The sequence below is a fragment of the Shewanella halifaxensis HAW-EB4 genome, from assembly GCF_000019185.1.
Classification (GTDB): Bacteria; Pseudomonadota; Gammaproteobacteria; order Enterobacterales; family Shewanellaceae; genus Shewanella; species Shewanella halifaxensis.
In genome coordinates this window covers 2884872-2910112 of the sequence record NC_010334.1, presented here as the reverse complement: position 1 = coordinate 2910112, position 25241 = coordinate 2884872, and the positions used below count along the sequence as shown (strand labels likewise).

Here is a 25241-nt window from a genome sequence, read left to right as displayed (position 1 = left end):
ATGCTATATACCAGCCACTCTGTTGATGGCTTCTGTTGATGGCTTCAGTTGAAGGCTTAAAGTCTTGAAAAAATCGTTTTGATTAGCTTTCTATCCAAGAGCGGTTGTAGTCGTTGCTCATGCAATGCTTTACATGTTCGGTCAGTTTCAGTGGGGCGAAGGTATCGACCATCACTGCGTATTCGTAAGTTTCAGTTTTGCCGATAGAGGCCTCTGTGCGCCCCGGCTGCGGCCCGTGGGGTACCCCTTTTTGGTGTAGCGTCATGTAGCCCGCTTCTATGCCGGTACGGCTCATAAAGTCACCGTCGACGTAATACAGCACTTCATCGCTGTCGATATTGCTGTGGTAATAGGGGGCAGGGATTGACTCTGGGTGAAAATCGTAGGGGCGCGGCACGAAATTACAGATCACAAAGTTGTGCGCGGTAAAGACTAAATGGTCCGATGGTGGTAAATGAATTTGTCCAACCTTAGGAGCGTACTCTTGGATATTGAACGCCCAAGGGTAAACGCAGCCATCCCAGCCCACAAGATCGAATGGGTGCCACTCTAGCGAGGTCAGCTGATATTTATCACCAAACTTACATACCAGTGGGAACTCACCTTGTTCCACTATGGCATCCTGTAACTCGGGCGTGCGGATGTCGCGCTCACAATAGGGCGCAGACTCTAGCATCTGGCCATACTCATTGCGAAAGTGCTTGGGGACTTCAATCATGCTCGATGACTCGATAACGAATAAGCGTGCATTGCTGTAGTCATCAAATTTTAGTTGATAAGTCGTGCCGCGTGGGATCACTAAGTAGTCCCATTTTTTAACAGCGAGCGCCCCATACTCACTATAGAGTGCGCCTTGACCTTCATGGATAAATACCACTTCATCGGCATAGGCATTACGGTAAAACTCATCGGTGTCTTCGCTGACTTTTGCCGTATACATGGCGACATCATTATTGAAGAAGATTTTATTACGGCTATTAAAGAAGTTGCCGCCACAGTCGGCTTTCTTGGTGTCGAGTTTATAGTTTTGTACTAATGGATCTTGCCAGTCTTCGCCGTGAGATAAGCTATATGGGCTAACAGCCAGTGCCTTGGTCGGCATGTTGTGATGATATTTATTGGAATAGATATTGGCAAAGCCATGGGTTGAGAACAACTCTTCTCGATAAAGTTCTCCATTGTCTTTTTTAAAGGTGATATGGCGCTTACGGGGAACACTCCCTTGCTTTACATAAAATGGCATATTCGCTTTTCCTTTGTGCTCTAACGCATCTATTTAATTGATAATGTGATCTAGCTTTAATTTAGTTGCTTAAATAAACAAAAAAAAGAATAATAATTGGCTTGTGATCATCGAATTTTTAGATGCTTCTGTGAGGTTTACGTAAGGAAAACACTATGCGAATAGATGTCGATGCATTTAAAGTACTGCAGGTTTTAGTCGAAGAAGGCAGTTTTGCCAAGGCTGCAGAGCGTTTACATAAGGCGCAGTCCGCAGTGAGCTATCAAGTGAAAAAGCTTGAACAACACCTAGGCGTAAACCTTTTTTGTCGCGACCAGTATCGAGCAGAATTAACCCCTGAGGGTAAAGTTATCTTGGCTGAAGGACAAAGGCTGCTGCAATACCTTGCCAATATTGAACATTTAGCCAGCCGTTTTAGTGAAGGTTGGGAGCCAAAACTAGAAATGGTTATTGACGGCGCCTTGCCTATGAAGCCGATTATGCGAGCTTTAAAACGTCTTGCTGAATTACAAATCCCCACTAAAGTGCAACTAAATATGGAGTTTTTAGGTGGCGTACAGGATAGATTTGAGCGTGACAGTGCCGATTTAATGCTAGTTAAGGATTATCGAACAGGGCCCTATTACCGACCTCAACCTCTACCGTCGATCACCAGTGTATTGGTGGTCAGTGCTGAGCATCCGTTAGCTAAGCAGAAAAGCCTTAGCCTTTTTGAGTTACAGCGGCATGTGGAGTTAACCATCGAAGACTCATCGGCCGATAAACATTACCGAGATGAACTGCAGTTTGGTGGCGATAAGGTATTCTATCTTTCTGGCTTTATGATGAAGAAAAATGCGCTGTTGATGGGATTGGGCTTTGGCTGGATGCCTGACTTTTTAATCGAAGAGGAGCTTAGCTGTGGTGAGCTTGTCGAAGTCGACTTTTGTGGTGGCAATCGCTACCGCTTTACCCCTCAGTTGGTTTCAACCATGGAACGCCCTCTTGGAAGGGCGGGAAGGTTATTTACCGATCTGATTATGGAGGAGTTCAGTGCTGAAATCGGCTCTGCTGAAATAGGTAGTGATTAACGCCTAACACATTATATTCGCCTGCCGTAGAAAGATGGGGCATCGAAGTATAGCTTGCCTCCGCGAGATTTGCAGATTGCATGGATATTTGCCAATTGAGCCTGTCGCAAAATAGGATCCCTTAATAGGTGAGTACAGCTTGGAAGTGAGCTTAAGCAATTGAAACTCGTTGTTACATGGTTAACCGTATGATTTAGGCGCTTTAGTCGTTAAGTTTGCGTTCAGCATGCCTCAATTAGAGTGACCTTACAAAACTTGGTACAGCATATGCAGTTTCTAAATCATGGCTGACGAAGTCTTTTTGAAAGAAGTCTTTTATAAAAGAAGTCTGTTATGAAAGAAGTCATTGATGCAAACAGGTTGGCGGCAGAATGAATAATCGGTGGACGCTACCAGCGATAATCGGAGGTTAACTATGGACAACTCAATTTTGCAAGGTTATGTAACCGATATATACGCCAAGTATGCTAACGATCTTAAGCTCGGCAACCATTTTGTTTCTGATAAAAGGTTACAAGAATTTGTTGCCGATCTTGAGAAGAGTGACATTTTACTGGAAACATTTGACTGGGACCAATGGTATCAAAACAGCCATATGGTCGACCGTCCTGAATACATTGCCGATGCATCATTCTACGAATGTCAGTTGCTACTAACGGCGATGTCGCGTATCGATAAGTTTAGTCCCGGGATCTTAAGTAATATGCGATGCCAGGGGGTGTTGGTTGCTATTATTGAGCGTTTGCAAAGCCTTTATTTTAAAAGGGCAGTTTAATTAGCGGTAAGTCGCCGTTGGCGAAACACTGAATAGATCAACTAACCTGAAATCAAAAAGAGCCGCTGACTACGGCTCTTTGGCAATAAACCCAATAGGATGACAGATTAAACCTAATCTGCAAATGGAAGCGGTCTAGGGGTGTCCTTGTTAGATGGCGGTAATATTGGCAGTACGATTTGTGGTTGATCACCTGTCAAGGAGTCTAGGAATGCAACCATCTCTTTAACCTCTTGAGCTGACAACTTCTGTCCAAGTTGAATATCAGCCATAGTATTAACGGCTTCCTCTAGCTCCCAAACACTACCATCGTGGAAGTATGGGTAGGTTAGTTCTATATTACGTAGCGTCGGCACTTTAAACACAAACTTGTCGGCTTCGTTACCCGTTACGCCTTTTCTGCCTTCAGCTGGATTGTCGGTATGAAATGGCTTAACTAGGCCCATCTTCATGTACATAGTGCCACCAACCGCTGGACCATTGTGACAGCTCACGCAGCCTTTATCCTTAAATAACTGATAACCCGCTTTTGCTTGCTCGTTGATGGCGTCTTTGTCGCCCTGCAGATACAGATCAAATGGTGCGTTTGGTGTGACAAGTGTTTTCTCAAACTCAGCAATCGCATCGGTGATCATATCGATGTTAACGTCTTTAGAGTCATAGACTTTTGCAAAACGAGCCTGATAAGCAGGCATAGAACGAACGGTGTCGACTGCCAATTCATGGGTGAAGTCCATCTCTTTTGGATTGGCAATAGGACCCGCTGCTTGCTCTTTTAGATCTTTTGCTCGACCGTCCCAGAACTGCGCAAGACCATATTCGGCGTTAAGTACAGTTGGTGAGTTAATAGGGCCTTCTTGCCAGTTATGACCAATTGATGTTGGTAGTGCATCAACGCCACCTGTAGACAAGTTATGGCAAGAGTTACATGAAATGAAGCCAGATTTGGACAGTCTTGGTTCGAAGAATAGCATCTTTCCAAGCTCAACTTTTTCAGGGTTAGTGATCACGGCTGCTGGAATGATTTCGATAGGTTCGTTCGCGGCATTTGCGTTAATCGATAGTGTTGAAAGTAGAGCGACGGAGATTAAACTAAGCTTGTTCATAATGGCCTCAAGTAAACATTGTAGTTTGTAGGGGTAATTTATGAGGCAATAATAGTTAGCTTTGAAAAAAGAAGATAACGCTTTGTTTCGATTAGGACTATCGTGGATTTGGATTAATATTTTGCGAGGTAGATCTCAGATTGACTACCTAATGTTAGGTAGGGTGAGTTTATTATTAGCTTGGTATGATGATTTTAGTTTTCCGAGGCACTCAATTAATGGGTAAAACCGTTTAAGCATCAACAAACTGTTTTACACTCTTCTATCTTAAGCGTCGAAGTAAAATCTTTCTGTCTAACCAACGCGCAGTTTGACTTAAATGCGCTTGGCTCTTTTTTAGCCAACACCTTGCCCAAGGATATTCAAGACTCAGTACCGCTAAACCAATAGGCAAAAGCAACCAAGCAGGTCCAGGGAGGACGATTAGTAAAGTACCTACAAGGGTGAGGCTTCCCCCTATGAGTGTGACCATCACTTTTTTCATCATTTGCCCACCCGTCTAATTTTGCTTGATTATGTTTTGCTTGATTATGAACTAGTTTAAACCAAAGCCAACGTCTTGATTTGAATTATTTGTAACAAAGGCTAATACAAATTGCATTAAGTATCTGTTCATTCAGTGGGAAGCGCTCAAGCGATCCAGTTCTGCTTTATCACCTCTTTGCCGTTATCCCAATCATTGACTAAAATTAGGGGGAGGTTTAGTTAAACTGGTACTGAACTCCTAGCGTTTTTGTGATGGTTTTAGTACGTAAAAGGCAAGATGGTGAACACGGATCTTACCGTTCTGATAAGACATAGTGTGGCTTGGGCTGGCTTTTTTAAAAGGCAAGCCAAGGTTGTCGTGTGTCTGTTTGTTTTATCCCCCCCCTGGGTGACTTATGCCGATACGCTGTATTTGACGTCAGTTCATTGGCCACCTTTCGCTGGAGAGCAGCTGAAAAATCAGGGCGCTTGCATTGCTGTGACAAGAGCAGCGCTAGATGCGGTTGGCCATAAAGTTATCGTGGATTTTTACCCTTGGAGTCGAGCGGTGAGAATGGCATCGCGAAATGATTCTAAATATCTTGGTTATCTACCTGAATATGCTTATCCAACAGACAAGTTTGTTTTTTCTGAGTCGATGGGCCGAAGTGGCTTAGGTTTACTGGAACAAAAATCTCACCCCATTAGCTGGACGCAGCAGAGCGACTTGAATCACTACACGATTGGAGTGGTTCAAGGCTATGTCAATACCACTGAACTGGACGGAATGATGGCACAAGGAACGCAGCCTTTTGAGGCGGTGGCGTCGGATCAACATAATGTGAATAAGGTGGCTACTGGTCGAGTCGATGCCGCGATTATTGATGAGCATGTGCTGCAGTATATTTTGGCTCAACCGAATATGGGGGCTGTTAAGAATAAGCTGCAATTTAATAAGAAGCTTTTAACTTATAAAGAGTTATTTGTAGCATTTAAAAATAATGAAGAAGGGCGAAAATGGCGAGATCGCTTTAATCAAGGCCTAACTCAAATTGATGTACAACAGATCTTAGAAACAAATATGCGTCAATAGTGCTACTTTTAACCTGTGGGCAAGACATAGAGTCTAGCGGAGCACTGATGGCGACAGTTGTACTTGTACGTGGTTTGATGCGTGATAAACGGCATTGGATTGGTTTTGAGCGGATGCTAAAACAGACAGTATTGGCTAACCATGACGTTATTTCAGTCGATACATTGGGTAACGGTGAGCTTGCCTCTAAAACGAGCCCATTAAATATTGAGGTATATGCAGAAGATTTATGCTGCAGGCTGCGCAGCGTTGAAGATAAAGACTGCTACCTTGTTGGTTTATCAATGGGAGGAATGATAGCCCTTGAGGCGGCCGCGAGACAGTATGGTGCTAACGGCAACGAAATCGCTCTAAAAATGGCTGACGCCGATGTAAAAATTAGAGGCATAGCGCTGATAAACACCAGTGCCGCAAACCTTTCACCTTGGTTTAAACGTTTTCAATTACGTGGCTTGCTGTTTGGATTTAAAAGTCGTCTTAAAGGAGCGGGGATCAATGCTATTGAAGCGACAGTGGTTGCGTTAACCAGCTATAAACAAAACCATAATCGCAAACTTGTTCGCAACTGGAGTCGCTATCGCGTAGAGAGAAAAACAAGACTTGTTAATGTACTACGCCAGTTCTGGGCCTGTAGCCAGTTCATCTGTCCGAAAAAACTGTATGCGCCTGTAGTGATCCTGAGTGGAACTAAAGATAAGTTGGTCCACCCTGATTGCAGTCAAAAGCTTGCTCAATATTATCAGAGCAAGCTTATTGAATTTGACCAAGCCGGTCATGACTTGAGTTTAGATTCACCCCAAAAGTTATGTGAGGTGCTTATAAAAGCATTTTTACTCGAACATTAGGCCTTTGCCACTACGGTCTGACCGATAGGAGTTAAGCTCAAAATTGCTAACTTAAGGTGCTGCAAGGCAAATGGAATTCCAATGATGGTTACCGCGCAGGCTAATGCATGGACGATATGGCCGATAGCTAACCAGATCCCGAAAAATAGGAACCAGATAATATTACCCACCATACCAAATGCGCCGGTTCCAATATCTTCACTGCCAGTTAATGTTCGTCTGCTAATAGAATCTTGCCCAAATGGCCAGAATGTCATCTCACCGATAACAAAACAGGCTCTGCCAAACGGGATCCCGATAATGCTAATGAAACAAAGCAGTCCGGCAAGCCACCATGCGAGTCCCATCACAAAACCGCCTAAAACAAACCACGCAATATTAAACACTAAACGAAGTACGGCCATTAATGGCTCCTTATATCTGGACCAACCCTTTTTGGGAATAATAAAGCTTAGCGATTTTCATGCCAACTCGTAAGTCGTTGTTTTTTTTGTGTTTGCGTTAGTATTGAATGTGCGGGATATCTATTTTGACTAATAGTTAGTGAATTTTACATTGAATAGTTGGCAGACTTACTGTGTCGCTTTTTGGTTGAAGTTGGGTTGATGCTATTTTTAACGCCGTAGTTACGGTATTAATTTCTTACCACGGATGGGGCAAAGGTTTAGAATAGACAGGTAAAAATCAATAATTAAGCATAAGAGTGAGTACTTCTTTGTTAGTTAATACCCCGGTAGAAACCCTATCTTTTAATGGCAAGCCTATTTATGTGAAACGTGATGATCTGTTAAGTGAAGCGTTTTCAGGTAATAAAGCGCGTAAGTTTGCTTATTTTCTCGATAATGATGTAACAGGCAAGTCCGTTTTGGTTGGTCATGGCTCTCCTGTAGCCAACTCTCTGTATTCGATGTCGGCATTGGCCAAGCTTAAGGGGTTACAACTCGATTTTTATGTCGACCATATTGCGGATCAGGTATTAGCTTCAACAGTGGGTAACTATGCGGCGGCCATTGCCAACGGTGCTAATGTCATTGATCTATCTAAATTGTCAGACAGGCAAGATTTGAGCTGTATTGAGTACATAGAACAAAAGGTTTTACCCAATCGTGATGAACTATTGTTTGTACCTGAGGGAGGGCGCTGTGAATATGCTAAGCATGGTGTTTACAAACTGGCGCAAGAAGTGATTGATTGGTGTAATTCTGAGCAGCTAAGTGAGTTGCGTGTTTTTCTTCCCTCGGGAACGGGTACAACGGCGGTGTTCCTGAGTGAATATATGGCGTTATATGCTCCTCACATCGAAGTGCTAACCTGTGCCTGTGTGGGAGATAACGATTATTTAAAACAACAATTTAGTGTTCTGGTTACCAACGAGCAATTACACCCTAGAATTGTTGATACAGGTAAGAAGTATCATTTTGGTAAGCTGTATAGGCCTTTCTACGAGATGTATAAGAAGGTGTCAGCATCAGGGATTGAGTTTGAACTGCTTTACGATCCACTCGGCTGGATGTGTGTCGAGAAGCTACTGAACACCGAAGCTGTGCAACCGATACTTTATATCCATCAAGGTGGCCTGCTGGGGAATGCGACTATGTTACCTAGGTATGAACGTAAATATGGCCAGTTAGATTTAAAAGCTCAGGTATAAAGCTTAGATTTAATACTCTTGGACTTAGAGCTTAGATTTATAAATGTAGATTTAACCGTTAAGTTTAAAAGTTAGCTTTGAAATTTGAGTGAGAAAGAAATTGTTCCATTTGGTTAGGCTAGATACCTTTAATAAGGTACGGCCTAAACCAAATGAATGCGACTAAATAGCTGAGTAGATGTGTCAGTCCTATTCGTTTGCCTATGAAGGCAAACATTCGATACGAGTGAGAGGAGGTGTATCGAAGAGTCAGGTTTTACTTGTTGTGAGCTTATTTATTACTAGACAGTAACCACTTCATAAATGTAAGCGCTTCTGTACGCTTAGAAAATGTCTGTCTATTTTTGCCTCGACTATCTGTAAAGGCGATTGATGTTTTGTTTACTGAAATTGAGTCAACTGGAAAGTTAACGGTAATTTCCTGTCCATTTACTAGGTATGACATATGCCACACTCCTTTTATTTTAAGCTACCCAATACAGGTAGTACTTTTTAACAATAAGATATCCTTAGCATTTTTGCGAAAGATGAATTTTAAGTTCAGTTTGAGATTACTCACCTTTTTATGCTTATACAAGTCGCTTGCGATTAATAATTTATGTAAATATGTTCGCGATGTCGCAAAATTTGCATAAAAACAAGCTGCTTAGCAGTTAAACATAATGTTATGACAGCTACATTACTGCAATAAAGATGATTTTAACCAGTTGAGATAACGCTTATGTGGGGATCAAACGACGAATCGTGGATTTGACAAAAAGGCGGTGACTTCTATCTAAAAGGGTCTATCTGAAAAACTGCGCGAATTATATTCAGTGTAATTCTATTGTCAAGTGTTTAATCAATAAATTTCTTCATTTTTTAGTCTTGCCTGAGTGTTAACGGCTGGTTAAAGCTTGCTAGAATATGTGGAACGCTTGTTCTGTTAGTGCAAGGTAACGTCTTTTGAATGGAGTCTTCATGTTACGACCTATCTCTGCTTTACTGTTATTTATTTCGCTAATATTTCCACTCTTTGTCCATAGTACGGCCGTTATCAAGGCCGCGCAGCAACCGACAGAGGAGGTAAAGCCTGCACCGACTAAAGAGGAGTCGTACGAGTATCAAGACGGCTTATTTAGAGATACGCCTAGGGGCACTCTTGCGGGCCTTTTTGAGGCTGCTTTTGAACAAGATTATGATAAAGCGGCTAAATATTTAGACTTACGTTACTTACCTGATGATATGGATGCCGCACTGGGTCCTGAATATGCTAAACAACTGATTGCGATCATCGAACGCAATATTTGGGTCAATCTGCAAGAGATCAACGATACGCCCGGCGGAACAAGTGGAGACCAACTGCCCAATTATCGTGATGCCTTTGGTCGGGTGGAGATTAAGGGCAGTGAGATCACCCTACTGCTGCAAAAGGTGCCGAGTAAAGAACTAGGCTCTATCTGGAAGATCTCAAATGCCACTATCGCCAAGGTGCCATTGCTATATAGCGAGTTAGGCTATGGACCTGTGGTTGAGTGGTTCGTACAGCACATTCCTCAAGGTCACCTGTTTAAACTAAACCTTTGGGAGTGGGCACTGCTAGTTTGCTATCTATTGTTGGCCTTGCTCGTTGTTATTCCAATCACCTGGGTAGCAAAAAAACTGATATTGCGCAGTGATTATCAGTATAAAGAGGATGTCGCTCATCTTGTTATCGGGCCATTTAGACTACTCGCTGCCTTGTTATTGGTAAGGGCATGGATGGCACATACCACGCTATCGGCAAATGTAATTGAAGTCGTCAACACTGGCGTTTTGCTCCTTATTGCAGTGATCTGGTTTATTTGGTCATTGACCGATGTAGTTCAAAACAGTTTGCGCCTACGTTGGATAAAGCGGGGAAACAGCCAAAGTGCATCGTTGTTAAGACCGCTAGCCAACTTTACAAGAGTCATGCTGGTGGCGTTATCGGTACTTATCTGGTTAGAGCATTTGGGCTTTGATGCCTCCACCATTTTAGCCGGTTTAGGGATAGGTGGTATTGCCATCGCATTGGCCTCAAAGCAGTCGATTGAAAACTTTATTGGCACTATCACCCTGTATTCATCGGCGCCGATTAAGGTAGGCAATATTGGTCGCTTTGGCAGCATTACCGGCACAGTGGAGGAGATAGGGCTGAGGTGTACACGTATACGAACTATCGATCGTTCAGTGATCAATGTGCCAAATGCGAGATTGTCGGAGATGGATATCGAAAATATTTCTGAGCGGGAAAAAATTCGCCTGAAAACGGATATTCGTTTGGATTATCGTACAACTACCGAGCAAATTCACAACATCATCGATGATATACGCACCTTATTAGAAGGACATGAAAAAGTGGAAGAAAGCCCACTGAGAGTGACCTTTAAAGGTTTTGGCTTATACGGTTTGCAGCTCAATGTGTTTGCCTATATCGGTACGACAGATTTTGCTGAGTTTCAGTTGGTGTCTGAGGAGCTTCATTTTGGCATTATGAATATTGTCGCCGAGCACGGCTCACGGATAGTGCCTGTGGTGCCTATCGCTGCGGCTCAGTGCTAATATGTAGTGCCTATCGCTGCGGCTCAGGCCTAGGTATTGGTGAATCTCTATAAAAACCTAAATTGTGGGCTAGGTAAATGATTTATGTGTATAAATCATTATAATCTTCGAAAAATAAGATGATATTTTAAGGGACTCATATGGCTCAAATGTTGGCAAGTGTCGATCAACGCACAAAGCTGGTGGGTGAAAACCGACTCGAGTTATTGTTGTTTCGAATAAGTGCGACTCAACTCTTTGCCATTAACGTGTTTAAAGTCAAGGAAGTAGTTAAAGTGCCAGCATTGAGTACGATGCCTGGCAGTCATAGCAGTATTATTGGAGTTGCCAACCTTAGAGGAATATCTATACCGGTTATTGATTTGCGCAAGGCGATAGGGTTTAGACCATCAGTTATTCAACCCGAGAGTAACCTTATCGTCACAGAGTACAATCGCTCCATACAAGGCTTCTTGGTCGATAAAGTAGAGCATATCGTCAACCTGACTTGGGGCGATATTTTGCCGCCGCCGAAAACCGTCGGACGAGATAACTATTTAACGGCAATTACCCGTATTGATTACCAAGAAAAGCAAGAGCTGGTTTCAATTATTGACGTTGAGAAGGTACTCGCCGAGATCATACATTACGACATTAAGTTGTCTGATGGCGTCCTAGATGAACAGCTGTTACCTTTGATGCAAGGCCGTAAAGTGCTAATTGTTGATGACTCGGCAACGGCAAGAAGACAAGTTCGTGAAACCCTCGAACAGCTGGGTTTAGAGGTCATTGAGGCAACTGATGGCCTAGTGGCACTTAATCTGCTTAAAAAATGGTGTGACGAAGGCAAGGTGATAACCGATCACATTTTAATGCTGATCACCGATGCAGAAATGCCTGAAATGGACGGCTATAAACTTACTCATGAGGTGCGCAGTGATAAACGCATGTCGGATCTATTTATTACGTTAAATACGTCGTTGAGTGGCAGCTTTAATAATGCGATGGTCGAGAAAGTGGGTTGCAATCGATTTATCTCAAAATTTCAACCAGATTTACTCGTCGAAGTGGTGCAAGATAAATTGCGAGAAACGTTAATGGGCTAGTTTCTGTTAACGTAAAGAGCACCGGAAACTTAATCCGAGTGCTCTTCTCTTAAGTCGCTCAATACTTGCCTTTTTAGCTCTGGTACTGCAGCAATATTGATTTGTGCGATGCGAATGGCAAATCCAAACCTGTCTTTACCAACAATGGCAATGGTATCTTCTAAAAAGCGTTTATCTAAGGTGAATTGTTTGGCGTAAAAAGCAATTGCCTGGCTTACCGAGCGGTAATTCACCCCATCGAAACTGAATGATGCGTCATATCCATGGTCGTCGAGCATCACACCGTTTAGACTTAAAGGCCAGCCGCTATAGTTAACCCGATCCCGTGCGATCTCATACATCATCCAGGCGCTCTTTTTAAAACCACCAAAAACTTTATCTTCAAACTCTGACTCTTCGAGTTCTTGCTTGGTCCAGTTCACCCCAATGGCAAGGTGCTTTTCATAGATCCGCATCAACTCGTCTTTAACTGCCATTTTGCAGTCCCAAATTGAGGTGAGTTTATGCTGTTTAGCAAGCCTTAAACATTCGCTGCAGCAAGGAACCGTTAGAGAAGGGTGCGGAGTATAGGCTTCTTTTAAGTAGCCCCACTCTTGATTGCTAGGCTCGCCACAAAACCAGCAATGATGCCTACGATTAAACGGGATATCGATTAATGGGGCTATGTCCGACACGGGATTTATTCCTTGCATGATAAAAACAAAGCGCACAATGGATTAGATTGTGCGCTTTGATATAAAAGTGACTTAGTCAGTGACTTATCGCGGTATTATTACTCTTTTTCAACATTGACTAGCGATGTTGCCAATACGATTGGGTCCACTTCTTGACAGTCTTGATCGGCAATCCAATCAACGCCGATTAATACGCCGTCATCATTTAAATCGCTAACCCAGAACTCTAAAAATTCTTCAAGAGTGATTGCTACCGCTGCGTAACCTTCCCATTCGTCGGTGCAATGACTTTTTGCTTGAGCCTCTTCAGACCATAAAGGCATCACATCTGTCGCTTCGAATTCAGAAGAGTCACAGACAACCCAGCCTTCACCTGTTTCATCTTGAAGACCCCAAACAACCTGGGATTGTTTTACGTTGTTGATGAAACTTTCTACTGCAGGAGTCATTTCAGTCATGATTAATCTCTTGTTTGGTTAGGTGTAAATGAGCTAGATTTCAATGTGTATTAGTCTGCAACTGGCTTAGCATTTTAGCAAGTCATTTAAGCTAATTATCTATAGATGAATAAAGCAAAAGTAGCTTATATCCGCGATTTTTGCTCGCAATTCGAGCATTTGCTATGTATTCGTCACTTCAGCGTAATATTAAAGTGAATTTAATCTATATTATGCTGCTAGCATAGTATGATATTTTACAAGAGCTTGATAAAACCTCGTGAAAATGATTATGAATGAAATTCAGATTAGATGAAGCGAGTTTAAGGTCAGTTTAATCAAGCCACGTCATTTTATACGTTACAGTCATTCATTTTGGGAGTCTTCTATTGTTTAAATCAATCCCCCTGGCTACAGCGCTTCTACTTACGAGTTCAGCAGCATACGCGACATCCGAGCAGCCAAATTGGGCAACTTGTGTTGCAGACCTACAACAGACTGCAAAAGCTCAAGGCTTATCACAACAGACTATTGACACAACCTTGGCAAACGTTAAATTTGTGCCAAGAGTCATAGAGCTTGATAAAAAACAGCCAGAATTTAGTCAGTCGTTTGAGAACTATTTTACTAAGCGTGTTACCGATTGGCGTGTGGCTCAAGGTCGCAAGCTTTATCAAGAACATAAAGTGCTATTACACAAGCTGGCAAAAGAATATGGCATTCCGCCACAATATCTTTTAGCGTTTTGGGGGTTAGAAACTAACTTTGGCTCCTATAAAGGCAAGATGTCTGTACTCGATTCTCTAGCAACACTGGCTTGCGATCCAAGGCGCAGTAGCTACTTCACCACCGAACTGATGCAAGCGCTGAAGCTCAAAGAGCGTTATAACTTTGCTGAAACGGATATGGTTGGTTCTTGGGCAGGAGCCATGGGGCATACTCAATTTATGCCTTCAGCATATGCAAAATATGCGGTTGATGGAGACGGAGATGGTAAAGCAGACTTGTGGAATAGCACCGAAGACGCATTAACCTCTGCAGCTAACTTTCTACAAAACCTAGGTTGGAAACGCAACGAGCGCTGGGGAAGGGAAGTGACTCTGCCGGCAAACTTCTCCTACGCGCATCTTGGTAAGGCTGAGGCGCAGCCACTTGCGCGTTGGGCAGAACTCGGTATTACTCAAACCAATGGCTCACCACTGAGCACGCCTGAGATGCAGGCGGCGCTTTATTTGCCATCAGGGCATACCGGTCCTGCATTCCTCGGCTATGACAACTTTGATGTGATCATGCGCTGGAACCGTTCGACATTTTATGCGATAGCCGTTGGCCATCTTGCCGATAGAATTAATGGGGCAGTGGCTTTAAATGTGGCGCCTCCTAAAATGCCAAATCTAAGCCGAGCGCGGGTGAAAGAGTTACAAGTTCAATTAAATAGCCAGGGTTATGATGTGGGCAAACCCGATGGGATATTGGGCGCTAAGTCGGTAAAAGGACTACAGGCTTACCAAAAGAGCCAAGGGCTAGTTGCCGATGGCTATCCTGATGAGGCGACGTTTAAGGCATTGAAAGTTAGATAAACTTCAAATTTGAATAGGGTGCAATCAAAACGGTTGCATCGTTATTGTGATACTTTCAAACTCTTATTAAAAGCTTAGATAAAGCATTTTTGTCTATAAGAGTCCAAGAACGATAAAACTAGAGGCCTAGGTTGAGTTTTGGTAAGCTGCGGCCATTAAATTAGCGTTAAGGAATACCATGAGTATTAAAGATGATTCAGTTGTGCAGTTTAACTACACATTACGTGATGAGCAGGGTGAAGTATTAGAAACCAACGAAGGTTTAGACCCAATTGCGTACCTTCATGGCCATGACAACATGATGCATGGTGTTGAAGATGCTCTGACGGGTAAAGACGTTGGTGCTAAGTTCTCAGTTACGCTTCCTGCGAGTGAAACTTATGGTGAGCGTAATGAAGATTGCGAGCAGCGTGTTTCTGTTAAACATCTTCAAGGTGCATCAGTATGGAAACCTGGTATGCGTGCACTGATCAATACCGATGAAGGTCAACGTCAAGTGACTATCCTTAAAGTGGGCAAGTTTATGGCAACTGTGGATGTTAACCACCCATTAGCGGGCCGTGAATTGACTTTCGACCTTGAAGTGATGGACGTACGTGATGCGACTAGTGAAGAGATTGCACATGGTCATGCACATGGTAAAGGTGGTCACCACCATTAAGCTGGTGTAGCCTGTAGAAATAGAGCCCAACCTAAGTTGGGCTTTTTTATTGTCTTTGTTATTTTAGCTTTTTTAGAGATGCTAACCGCTTATGATCATCCATTTTTCCGCTGGAAAATTTATTGTTTCCCCTTTTGAAGTTCAAGTGCGTTTAGATAATGGCTGTCAGTTATATGCCATGGTTGATGATATTAAGTTTCATCAAGACGCTTTGATGGTTGTTGCTGATGCTGGTGCGGTGCGTTGGAACATCAAGCTCGACTCTAGCGAGCAACTGCTGCTAGTGATGGAAGAGTTAGGGGTAGGCTAAAATAATAAGCCCCCCTGTTGCTAACCTCGGCCGTGGGTTGATGTTAAGTCTAAAACAGGCCCATTAGGTACAATGCGGGTTGGATTAATGGTGTCATGGCTAAAGTAATAGTGCTGTTTAATATGCTCAAAATTGACCGTACTCGCTACGCCTGGTCGTTGATAGATATCTTTGAGGTAACCTTGTAGGTTCGAATAGTCGACAATACGTTTCATATTGGTTTTAAAGTGACCCACATAAACCGCGTCGAAGCGAATAAGAGTGGTAAATAGCCTCAAATCGGCTTCAGTGAGATCAGAGCCAGTTAAATAACGCTTGTCTTCAAGGATGCGCTCGATTTTATCAAGCGCATCAAAAAGAGCGTCATAAGCTTGGTTGTAGGCCGTTTGGGTCGTGGCAAAGCCAGCTTTATAAACGCCATTATTGATAGTCGAATAAATAAAGTTGTTAAGTTTGTCTATTTGTTGGCGTAAATGCCGCGGGTAAAAGTCGAGCTCGTTGCCCGTTAATTGATCAAACTCGCTGTTTAACATGCGTATTATTTCTGATGATTCGTTACTGACAATAGTTTGATTCTGTTTGTCCCATAATACTGGCACTGTGACTCGACCATTATAGTTGGCTTGAGCCTTTTGGTAGATTTGGTAAAGGTAGTCAGCTTGATTGAGTGTGTCTCTGTCTGCACCAATAATATGATGAGCAAGCTTACTTTGTTTACGACCTGCAAACTCCCACCCATTACCGAGCATATGCGGCTCAACAACAATGACGCTGATAAAATCTTTTAGCCCTTTTAAGACTCGAAATATGAGGGTTCTATGGGCCCAAGGGCAGGCGAGTGATACGTATAGGTGATAACGGCCTTTTTCTGCTTTAAAAGGAGTTTCCCCTGTTTTAATTGGTTGACCATCTGCGGTGATCCAGTGTCGAAAACTGGACTCTTCACGTTGAAACTGACCATCTCTGTCTTTGGTTGAATACCATTGATCTACCCATTGTCCATTTTGAAGAAGTCCCATCTTATTTCAGCCTTAGTACTGATCCATCTACAATTAGCTTATGATCTAAATTGTGATAGAGAAAGCCGACAACGCGACAATAACTGATTTAATGGTTTGAATGTCAACTCAGTGTCTTCGGTTATTTTGTATCATTACCGTCGCGGTTCTTTAAGGGGCGGCACTATGGGCTAACTCCCTATAGGCTGGTAATATCAAGGCGAATTTAACAAATAGTCATTTTTAAGGGATACAATGTCTGACTCCAAGCTTGAGCGTATTACGATAGAACCAACCCAAGAGGCAAAAGCCTGCGTTATCTGGCTTCATGGCCTAGGAGACTCTGGTGCAGGTTTTGCTCCTGTTGTACCAGCATTAGGCTTAGGTAGTGAGCATGGGATCCGCTTTATATTCCCTCATGCGCCAGAGCAAGCCGTCACCATTAACGGTGGCTATATTATGCGTGCTTGGTATGACATTAAGAGTATGGATCTACATGAGCGAGCGGATAAGCAAGGTGTCGAGCAGAGTGAGCAACAGATCATCGCTTTGATTGAAGAACAAATAGCGCTCGGGATCCCAACTGAAAACATTGTGTTAGCCGGCTTTAGTCAAGGCGGGGTGATGAGCCTGCACACAGGCCTTCGGTTACCGCATAAGCTGGCTGGGATAATGGCGCTTTCTTGCTACCTTCCAAGTGGTGACTCCCTCCCCAAAGGACTTTCAAATGTAAATCGTGACACGTCAATCATACAGCACCACGGTGTTGAAGATGATGTAGTTCCAGTATATGCAGGTGAAATGGCCTTTAAACTACTGCAAGGCGAGGGGTTTAATACCCAATGGAAAACTTACAACATGGCCCACAACGTTTTGCCCGAGCAGCTACAAGATATTTCGCTTTGGCTGCAATCAGTGCTGCCATACGGTAAGTAAAATCTATTTGCTTGTTTTTTGCACAGACTGGCCGCGATACTTTCGTTGCCAGCTGTTCCGTAATCGGGATAATTAACGGCATTCCTTCTTGGCTTTAACTCAGTGTATTTTCGTGTTTTATTTTTTATTTTGCTTCCTCTATCCCAAACGCTCCTATGCTTGCCTATTCGGGTTGCCACCCTTGTTTTGCATGGCGAACGATCATATCGATAATGTGTATATAAAAGAGTCGTTTAGATCACGATGTATCATAAATGTGACACAACATATGCCTAAGCTTTGATAAGATGGCTTCCGCAAAAGGAAATGATGCTTTTTGCTAGATAACTTTAAAGTTACAAAATATAAAAAATATATCAAGGGGTTGATTGTAATGAATAAGATTTTACTTAAAGGGCTAGTCGCAACAGCTGTTGTATCTGCGTTAACAGCTTGTGGCAGTGATAATAACGATGACCATAAGTATATCTCGCAAGCTTGTGCTGATGCGGGTGACGCTTGTACGATTTTTACTGTAATCCACACCAATGATAACCATGGCCGTTTCTGGGCAAATAAAGATGGCGAATATGGTATGGCGGCGCGTAAAACAGCTATCGACACTATTCGTGATGAAGTAGAGCGCGAAGGTGGCGAGTCTATTTTACTTTCTGGTGGTGACATTAATACGGGTGTACCAGAGTCTGATATGCAAGATGCAGTACCAGACTTTATCGGTATGGGGATGTTAGGTTATGACGCAATGGCTGTTGGTAACCACGAATTTGATAACCCTCTATCAGTATTAGATATGCAAGCTAATATTGCTAAATTTCCAATGCTAGCTGCAAACATTTACAAAAAAGATAGCGAAGGAAAACCTACAGCGGAGCGTTACTTTGAACCTTACCGTGTTTTTGAAATCAACGGGTTAAAGGTTGCTGTCATAGGTTTCACTACTGTTGATACACCAAAAGTTGTCAGCCCAGACAATGTAGAAAGCCTGCATTTCACCGATCCTCAGGTTGAGATTGAAAAAGTACTAACTGAAATCGAAACAAACGAAACCGTAGATATGGTGTTCGCGCTAACGCACATGGGTCATTATGCAAATGGTGAGCACGGTACTGAAGCTCCAGGCGATGTAAAGTTAGCTGAATCGGTTGCCAAAGGTAAGTTACAAGCCATTATTGGTGGTCACTCACAAAACCCAGTTTGTATGGAAGGTGATGGCTACGCAGATTTTAAACCTGGTGATGAATGCAAGCCTGATCAGAAAAATGGTACTTATATCATGCAAGCTCACGAATGGGGCAAGTATGTTGGCCGCGCTGATTTTGAATATATCAATGGCGAATTGACATTAGCTAGCTATAAGCTGATCCCTATCAACTTAAAAGAAGAAAATGAAAACGAAGAACTTGTTTTCATTACTGAAGAGATTGAACAAGATCAGTTGGTAATTGATGCGCTGCAGCATTATCAAGATATTGGTCAAGAGCTACTTGATGTGGATATTTCAAGTACAGATGGCAAGCTTGAAGGTGACCGCGGTGTTGTTCGTGCTGAACAAACTAACCTAGGTCAACTATTAACTCGCGCTTACGCTGATTGGGTTACTGCTAACTTCGCTGCGACTGTAGACTTTGGTGTGATGAACTCTGGTGGTATCCGAGATTCTATCGCTGAAGGTACAATTTCATACCGTGACGTTCTTACTGTACAACCATTTGCCAATGATGTTGCATTTGTGACTATGTCTGGTACCGAAGTACAAGATTACCTAGCGAATGTAGCGGTAAAGACTGGTGGTGGTATGCCTCAGCTTTATCCAATGGAAATGAACGTGGCTTGTGATGCTCTTGAAATTAATCCAGAGGCAACTTCTGCTGACATCGTAGATATAGCATCTCTAGGTGGCCGAGATTTCAATCCTAACGATAATTACACTTTCTCATTGATTAATTTCAGTGCTAAAGGTGGTGATGACTACCCAGTAGTGACAGCTCATGCAAACTACATTGATACGCAACGTAGCGATGCATCAGTACTTCGTGAATACTTCGAGAAGAACCCAAGCATTAAGGTAGCTGAATACGCGCCTGCTAATGGTGGTCACCCTAAATTCTTCCGTGGTGGCTCAGAAGTTAAGAGCTGTGCTAAAGCTGCTGATTAATCGTTATTAGCCCAACTGAATCGTTTAAATTTGATTATTCGAGTTTAACGATTTAGCAGACAAAGACGTTGTATTTTTAAAATCCAGTACTTGCTTTTGCAAGTACTGGATTTTTTTTGGCTCAATAGGTAAGTGAACATTGATTTACTCCCTATTTAGGAAAACTTTAGTGCACGCACTTGAAATACTAATATCCGATCCATATATAGTTATTAAGGTCGCTCAATGAGGGCCTTAACTGAATATCTAATTGTTGTGCCTTCGGGGCAACATATAGATAAGCAACAAGACTTAACAGTCTCAAAATCGGTGCGACAGTTGTCGGCCACCATACTTTTAAATATATTGCTTAAGACAAGGATATACCCATGAGAAACTACGATTTAACACCACTATACCGCAGCGCGATTGGATTTGACCGTTTGGCACAACTTGCCGAGCACGCGGCGTCGAATAAAGGTAATTCTGGTTACCCACCGTATAATATCGAATTGATTAATGAGCACCGCTACCGTATCACCATGGCTGTAGCAGGTTTTACCATGCAAGAGCTCGATATCACGAGTGAAGGCGATAAGCTGTTAGTCAAAGGCACTAAAGCTGATACAACAGATGAGCGTGAATACCTTTACCAAGGCATAGCAGAGCGCGGATTTGAGCGCACATTCCAATTGGCTGACTATGTGACAGTGATAGGTGCAGACTTAGAAAATGGTCTACTCAATATTGACCTTAAGCGCGAAATCCCTGAAGCGATGAAGCCAAGAAAAATTGAGATTGGCAGCACAAGATTGCTCGACGCCGAGTAATAGACCGATAACCGCATAGGTTATAATCAAGAAGTGAATTTAAAAAGGGAGCCGATTGGCTCCCTTTTGTCATATCAGGCTTCGATTAGGCTTTCATCGCTTTCTCGCCGCGCGCAAGGCCGACAACTCCTGAACGTGAGATCTCAACCACCTTAGTAGACTCGGCTAATGCCGCGATACATGCATCAAGTTTTTCGCTGGTTCCGATAAGTTGCACGGTATAAAGGCTTTGCGTGACATCAACAATTTGACCACGGAAAATATCGGCTAAGCGTTTTACCTCTTCACGGTTGTCACCGTGTGCCTTAACTTTGATAAGCGCAAGTTCTCGCTCCACGTGAGCAGACTCGGTAATATTAGAGACCTTTAGTACATCAATTAGCTTATGCAGCTGCTTTTCTATCTGCTCTAAAACATATTCATCGGCATTCACCGTGACTGTTAAGCGCGACAGGGTTTTATCTTCAGTAGGCGCAACCGTTAAGGTTTCAATGTTATAACCGCGCTGAGAAAATAGACCAACAACCCGTGAGAGCGCGCCAGATTGGTTTTCAAGTAACACACATATAATTCGACGCATTAACTCTTCTCCGTTTTGCTTAGCCACATCTCGTTCATTGCCCCACCACGGATCTGCATCGGGTGAACATGCTCGGTTTCATCGACGTGGATATCCATAAACACCAGTTTGTCTTTCATGCTTAGTGCTTTTTCAAGAGCGGATTCTAGTTCGGCAGGATTGCTAATGGTCATGCCTACATGGCCATAAGCCTCAGAAATTTTAGCAAAATCAGGCACTGAATCCATATAAGATTGGGAGTGACGACCTGCATAAATCATATCTTGCCACTGTTTAACCATGCCCAAGAAGTGATTGTTTAAGTTGATAATAATCACTGGAATATCGTATTGCAACGCGGTAGACAGCTCTTGAATATTCATCTGAATCGAGCCGTCACCCGTAACACAGATTACCGTTTCGTCAGGTTTAGCCAGTTTGACACCTAGCGCTGCTGGTAAACCAAAGCCCATGGTGCCAAGGCCGCCTGAGTTGATCCAGCGGCGAGGCTTATTGAATGGGTAATAAAGCGCGGCAAACATCTGGTGTTGACCCACATCTGATGCGACATAGGCGTCACCATTGGTGAGTTTATGCAGGGCCTCGATCACTTGCTGTGGCTTAATTTTTTGGTCGTTGGTTGAGTAGGCAAGACTGTTACGTGCTCGCCATGTGGCGATATCGCTCCACCATTCATCATTGGCTGCTGGATCTGTGATGGCATAATCGTTCGCATCTATCTGCGCCAACATATCATCTAATATTTTCTCTGCTGAGCCCACGATAGGAATATCGACTCTAATCGTCTTTGAGATAGAGGAGGGGTCAATATCGATATGTAAGATCTTGGCGTTAGGACAGTACTTCTCGACATTATTGGTAGTACGATCATCAAATCGTACGCCAATGCCAAAAATAAGGTCGCTATTATGCATTGTCATATTAGCTTCGTAGCAACCGTGCATGCCTAACATGCCGACACTATTTTTGTGGGTGCCTGGAAAGGCACCTAAGCCCATTAAGGTGCTGACAACAGGGATCCCAAGCTTTTCAGACAACGCTAGGATCTGCGCATCACAACCGGATATTACCGCGCCACCACCGACATAGAGTACAGGCTTCTTGGCGTTTAGCAGCGCTTGTAGACCGCGGCGGATCTGACCTTTATGACCCGATGTTGTCGGGTTGTATGAGCGCATGCTGATATCTTCTGGGTACTGATAATCATGCAAAATGGCAGGATTCATACAATCTTTCGGCACATCAACGACAACGGGACCTGGTCGACCACTAGAGGCGATATAAAAGGCTTTTTTGATGATGGCAGGAATATCTCTTGGATCGGTAACCAAGAAACTGTGCTTAACGACCGGGCGCGAAATACCGATCATGTCGCACTCTTGAAACGCATCATTCCCGATGAGGTGGCTTGGAACCTGTCCTGAGATCACCACCAGAGGGATTGAGTCCATATAGGCTGTGGCAATACCGGTAATAGTATTGGTTGCACCGGGGCCTGAGGTCACTAAGACAACACCAACTTCACCTGTGGCACGGGCATAACCATCGGCCATATGAACGGCTGCTTGCTCGTGACGGACTAAGATATGTTCGATATTAGATTTTTCGTGTAGGGCATCATAGATATCCAGTACGGAACCGCCTGGATAGCCAAAAATATGTTTAACACCTTCATCAATAAGAGAACGGACGACCATGCTGGCGCCAGATAACTTCTCCATAGTACTTCCTCTTAAGTTACCGCGACGTATGCAGTATCTTGATACAGCGACGGTAATCGCTCTAATAATTAAGCTCAGACGGTAATCTTTGCTCGTGAAATGCCAGATAATCTAAGGTAAGGATTAATGCGCAATCGAATTGCTCGGCAAACACTCATAAACGAGTGAGTTTTCATAATATAAAACCCTTGAGTTATTACAAGTGCTTTAAAGGGAAAAATTGTTCTTAATGAAGAACATTCATTATTACTAACAAAATAGTGAGTAAAAACAGCGGAAAAACAGCAAAGGTGTAACTTATTAGGTGTTATCGGTTAATACCGCGGGCTCATGGCGGCTAAGAAATTGACATAAGCCGACTAAAATAACTGCAGATAACATGAGGGCTGAGAAAGGTACAGCAGTCCCTGTATAAAAGAGTGCCAGTAAAGGGCCCGCTAATGCACCAAAACCAAAGCGTAACGTGCCTATGACCGCCGTTGCAGTGCCTGTCTCTTTTTGAAATTTCATCAGTACAATAGCATCGGCATTAACCGACATAACGCCTAGACAGGCCATGAGTGGCAGAAGCATCATAACGCTAAAGTGATAGCTTAGCCCAAGCAGATTGACGCTCAGTAGCGCTATACCAGAGATAGTTCCAAAAAACGTCGACACCTTGAGCATACGTTTAGAACCGTAGCGACCAACTATCCTGCTGTTAACCACGTTGGCAAGCATTAAGGCACCAACGTTGGTGCTGAACAAAACCGCAAACAGTGATTTATCTAGCCCAAATACTTCCATATATACGAAAGGCGAAGCTGTGAGATAACAGAAAAATGCAAACGAGGTGAGTACGCCGCTGGCGATATTGAGCTTGACGCCTTTTTTTGTAAACACGGTTGCATAGGCACCAAAAAATGATTGAGTGCTTCGAGTGCTGTTGTCTTTATCGCTAGGCATCTTAAGTTTAAGACTAATCAACAGTAATAAAATAAAGGCATAGGATGCCAATATAAAAAAGATTAACTGCCACTCACCAAACTCTAAAATAAGGCTGCCGATACTCGGGGCAATCAGCGGTGCTAGCATCATAATAAGGCTGACATATGACATGCCTTTAGCGGTATTTTTACCATAGAGCTCTTTGATATACCCCGGTACGACTACAGTGGCCGCTGCGCCTATAAAGGCTTGTAAAAAACGTAAAGCCAAAAAGTTTTCAATTGTTGTAACAAAGGCAAGACTCAAACTCGTCAGCATAAAGCCTGTTAAACCGAGTATGACCAACCTTTTTCTACCAAACCTGTCGGCAAGCGGGCCAAAGCACAACATGCCAAGCGAATAACCGCCTAAATACAGACTGAGTGATTGTTGAACTAAGGTGATATCGGTGTCAAAGCTTGATGCTAGCGTTGCCATGGCTGGCAGGTACATATCAATAGCAAGTGGTGTGATAGCGACGATGGCCGATAGCATAGGGATTAGCAGTGCTAAGCTGGCACCAAATGGGTATTTAACAGTCGTTTGGCTATTTGGTGAGTCGTTCAACGGAACCTCTACAACTTGCTGCTTAATGCTGAAAATAAAATGGCGCTAACACTTCACTAGCGGAAAGTTGTTTGTTTATGGCAAAAGACTTTACGGAGAAATTCAATTTAACGCTAAAAACTGTATGTACTCAATCTGGTGGTACTTACATTGCAGACTAAACAAGTTAACGGCTTTAGCGAATGAAAGGATCACGTTAATTAGCAGGGGGAATTAACGTGTCAGATATAATTATATTAGCGTTTTAAACTTAATAATCAATCTCTAATCGGCTTTTTACCCTGAAACTGAATTTAGGGAATAATATTGCTAACTTTGAAATTAATACCGATACCGGCGAGATGATAGGCGATTAGGCCTTAGCAGGTGATTTAGGACCTGAAGGAATGAAGTTCATTGGGGCCGAGAAAAGCCCTATAGCCCAACCTCAATTAGTCATTGGAAATGAAATTAGTGGAACGACAACTAATGCGAGAAAGTTTTAACAGGGCTACTTAGTTGTATTTTTTGCGTATGTGACAAACACTAAGATTTAAAAGCAATTATTGTGCTCGTATTCGCCTGGTTTTTAATTTCTAATGAAATTACTTTTCCATTATCATCCTGTTGCTGCCAAATTTCATTTGGCTCATTGATGCTGTGGCTGTAATCGATAGCATTAACACCCGTGCTAATCGTGAGCTTGTTTCCCTTAGTTACAGGATCATAATCAATAGCTAACAGAGGCGAAGCATCGGCGAGAGGTTGATCACCAATGGCCACTCCGACCATTTCTATCGTTATCAAACGGCCTTTGTTGCCATTGCTGAAAGAAACAAAATGATCAGACCAATCTGCTTGGTGCAATTGTTTAGTTTGTTGCATAGTCCATGTCCTATTATTAAATTTATCATACTGCGCGAAGCTAAAATCTCAAAAATAAATATAGTACAGCATACTTTCATGGGCAAGA

Annotated in this window: 25 protein-coding genes; 13 read left to right on the top strand and 12 right to left on the bottom strand. The window is 43.0% G+C overall.

The window, feature by feature from the left end; genetic code table 11:
* Positions 1-82 precede the first annotated feature (82 nt).
* Complete coding sequence (locus tag SHAL_RS12555; RefSeq protein WP_012277495.1) at positions 83-1243, bottom strand: homogentisate 1,2-dioxygenase; 1161 nt, start codon at positions 1241-1243, stop codon at positions 83-85.
* Between the two features lie 155 nt (positions 1244-1398).
* Here SHAL_RS12555 and SHAL_RS12550 point away from each other — a divergent pair, with 155 nt between their 5' ends.
* Positions 1399-2313, top strand: coding sequence for a LysR family transcriptional regulator (locus SHAL_RS12550; RefSeq protein WP_012277494.1), 915 nt, complete (start codon positions 1399-1401; stop codon positions 2311-2313).
* Positions 2314-2728: 415 nt separating this feature from the next.
* Positions 2729-3088, top strand: a complete 360-nt coding sequence (locus tag SHAL_RS12545; RefSeq protein WP_012277493.1) for a DUF6508 domain-containing protein — start codon at positions 2729-2731, stop codon at positions 3086-3088.
* 113 nt (positions 3089-3201) lie between these two features.
* On the opposite strand, the gene SHAL_RS12540 is transcribed toward SHAL_RS12545, so the two are convergent.
* Together SHAL_RS12540 and SHAL_RS22630 are read right to left on the bottom strand one after the other, a co-directional pair.
* Complete coding sequence (locus SHAL_RS12540) at positions 3202-4194, bottom strand: cytochrome-c peroxidase (protein ID WP_012277492.1); 993 nt, start codon at positions 4192-4194, stop codon at positions 3202-3204.
* Positions 4195-4456: 262 nt separating this feature from the next.
* The gene (locus tag SHAL_RS22630; RefSeq protein WP_223296288.1) at positions 4457-4666 is read right to left on the bottom strand and encodes a PGPGW domain-containing protein; all 210 of its coding nucleotides are present in this window, start codon (positions 4664-4666) and stop codon (positions 4457-4459) included.
* Between the two features lie 291 nt (positions 4667-4957).
* Here SHAL_RS22630 and SHAL_RS12535 point away from each other — a divergent pair, with 291 nt between their 5' ends.
* A complete protein-coding gene (locus SHAL_RS12535) occupies positions 4958-5752 on the top strand; it encodes a substrate-binding periplasmic protein (RefSeq protein WP_012277490.1) in 795 nt (264 codons plus the stop codon).
* A gap of 47 nt (positions 5753-5799) precedes the next feature.
* Entirely contained in the window at positions 5800-6597 is a 798-nt protein-coding gene (locus SHAL_RS12530) for an alpha/beta fold hydrolase (protein WP_012277489.1), read from the top strand.
* Here SHAL_RS12530 and SHAL_RS12525 read toward each other — a convergent pair.
* Entirely contained in the window at positions 6594-7001 is a 408-nt protein-coding gene (locus tag SHAL_RS12525) for a YccF domain-containing protein (protein WP_012277488.1), read from the bottom strand. The two genes, SHAL_RS12530 and SHAL_RS12525, sit on opposite strands and share 4 nt — an antisense overlap.
* Positions 7002-7312: 311 nt before the next feature.
* Here SHAL_RS12525 and SHAL_RS12520 point away from each other — a divergent pair, with 311 nt between their 5' ends.
* Complete coding sequence (locus SHAL_RS12520) at positions 7313-8248, top strand: pyridoxal-phosphate dependent enzyme (RefSeq protein WP_012277487.1); 936 nt, start codon at positions 7313-7315, stop codon at positions 8246-8248.
* Between the two features lie 271 nt (positions 8249-8519).
* Here SHAL_RS12520 and SHAL_RS22915 read toward each other — a convergent pair whose 3' ends face one another.
* Positions 8520-8693, bottom strand: a complete 174-nt coding sequence (locus SHAL_RS22915; RefSeq protein ID WP_012277486.1) for a hypothetical protein — start codon at positions 8691-8693, stop codon at positions 8520-8522.
* 515 nt (positions 8694-9208) lie between these two features.
* Here SHAL_RS22915 and SHAL_RS12515 point away from each other — a divergent pair.
* Positions 9209-10810 (top strand): mechanosensitive ion channel family protein, encoded by a 1602-nt coding sequence (locus SHAL_RS12515; RefSeq protein WP_012277485.1) that lies wholly within the window; start codon positions 9209-9211, stop codon positions 10808-10810.
* A 140-nt stretch (positions 10811-10950) separates the two neighbouring features.
* On the top strand, positions 10951-11895 hold the full coding sequence (locus SHAL_RS12510; RefSeq protein WP_012277484.1) for a chemotaxis protein CheV: 945 nt from the start codon (positions 10951-10953) through the stop codon (positions 11893-11895).
* A gap of 29 nt (positions 11896-11924) precedes the next feature.
* Here the strand turns inward: SHAL_RS12510 and SHAL_RS12505 are convergent, their stop codons facing one another.
* Both SHAL_RS12505 and SHAL_RS12500 read right to left on the bottom strand, forming a co-directional pair.
* A complete protein-coding gene (locus SHAL_RS12505) occupies positions 11925-12587 on the bottom strand; it encodes a PHD finger domain-containing protein (protein WP_012277483.1) in 663 nt (220 codons plus the stop codon).
* A gap of 80 nt (positions 12588-12667) precedes the next feature.
* A complete protein-coding gene (locus SHAL_RS12500; protein ID WP_012277482.1) occupies positions 12668-13027 on the bottom strand; it encodes a DUF2750 domain-containing protein in 360 nt (119 codons plus the stop codon).
* A gap of 368 nt (positions 13028-13395) precedes the next feature.
* Here SHAL_RS12500 and SHAL_RS12495 point away from each other — a divergent pair, with 368 nt between their 5' ends.
* From SHAL_RS12495 to SHAL_RS12485, 3 genes are all read left to right on the top strand, one after another.
* A complete protein-coding gene (locus tag SHAL_RS12495) occupies positions 13396-14586 on the top strand; it encodes a lytic murein transglycosylase (protein WP_012277481.1) in 1191 nt (396 codons plus the stop codon).
* A gap of 178 nt (positions 14587-14764) precedes the next feature.
* Positions 14765-15247, top strand: coding sequence for an FKBP-type peptidyl-prolyl cis-trans isomerase (locus SHAL_RS12490; protein ID WP_012277480.1), 483 nt, complete (start codon positions 14765-14767; stop codon positions 15245-15247).
* Between the two features lie 91 nt (positions 15248-15338).
* Positions 15339-15557, top strand: coding sequence for a DUF3389 family protein (locus SHAL_RS12485; protein WP_012277479.1), 219 nt, complete (start codon positions 15339-15341; stop codon positions 15555-15557).
* Positions 15558-15577: 20 nt separating this feature from the next.
* Here SHAL_RS12485 and SHAL_RS12480 read toward each other — a convergent pair whose 3' ends face one another.
* Positions 15578-16576, bottom strand: a complete 999-nt coding sequence (locus tag SHAL_RS12480; RefSeq protein WP_012277478.1) for a glutathione S-transferase family protein — start codon at positions 16574-16576, stop codon at positions 15578-15580.
* 234 nt (positions 16577-16810) lie between these two features.
* Here SHAL_RS12480 and SHAL_RS12475 point away from each other — a divergent pair, with 234 nt between their 5' ends.
* The 3 genes from SHAL_RS12475 (at position 16811) to SHAL_RS12465 (ending at position 20455) form a co-directional block, all read left to right on the top strand.
* Positions 16811-17491: an alpha/beta hydrolase gene (locus SHAL_RS12475; protein WP_012277477.1), complete on the top strand. Its 681-nt coding sequence runs from the start codon at positions 16811-16813 to the stop codon at positions 17489-17491.
* 373 nt (positions 17492-17864) lie between these two features.
* The gene (gene ushA, locus SHAL_RS12470) at positions 17865-19646 is read left to right on the top strand and encodes a bifunctional UDP-sugar hydrolase/5'-nucleotidase UshA (RefSeq protein ID WP_012277476.1); all 1782 of its coding nucleotides are present in this window, start codon (positions 17865-17867) and stop codon (positions 19644-19646) included.
* 368 nt (positions 19647-20014) lie between these two features.
* Positions 20015-20455, top strand: coding sequence for an Hsp20 family protein (locus SHAL_RS12465; RefSeq protein WP_012277475.1), 441 nt, complete (start codon positions 20015-20017; stop codon positions 20453-20455).
* Positions 20456-20540: 85 nt separating this feature from the next.
* Here SHAL_RS12465 and ilvN read toward each other — a convergent pair whose 3' ends face one another.
* From ilvN to SHAL_RS12445, 4 genes are all read right to left on the bottom strand, one after another.
* Positions 20541-21035 carry an acetolactate synthase small subunit gene (gene ilvN / locus SHAL_RS12460; protein WP_012277474.1) on the bottom strand — a complete coding sequence of 165 codons (495 nt, stop codon included), beginning with the start codon at positions 21033-21035 and terminating at the stop codon, positions 20541-20543.
* Entirely contained in the window at positions 21035-22756 is a 1722-nt protein-coding gene (locus tag SHAL_RS12455) for an acetolactate synthase 3 large subunit (RefSeq protein WP_012277473.1), read from the bottom strand. Before SHAL_RS12455 ends, ilvN begins: the two co-directional genes overlap by 1 nt.
* 300 nt (positions 22757-23056) lie before the next feature.
* Positions 23057-24289: a multidrug effflux MFS transporter gene (locus SHAL_RS12450; RefSeq protein WP_012277472.1), complete on the bottom strand. Its 1233-nt coding sequence runs from the start codon at positions 24287-24289 to the stop codon at positions 23057-23059.
* Positions 24290-24814: 525 nt separating this feature from the next.
* Complete coding sequence (locus SHAL_RS12445; protein WP_012277471.1) at positions 24815-25153, bottom strand: DUF5335 family protein; 339 nt, start codon at positions 25151-25153, stop codon at positions 24815-24817.
* Between the last annotated feature and the right edge of the window lie 88 nt (positions 25154-25241).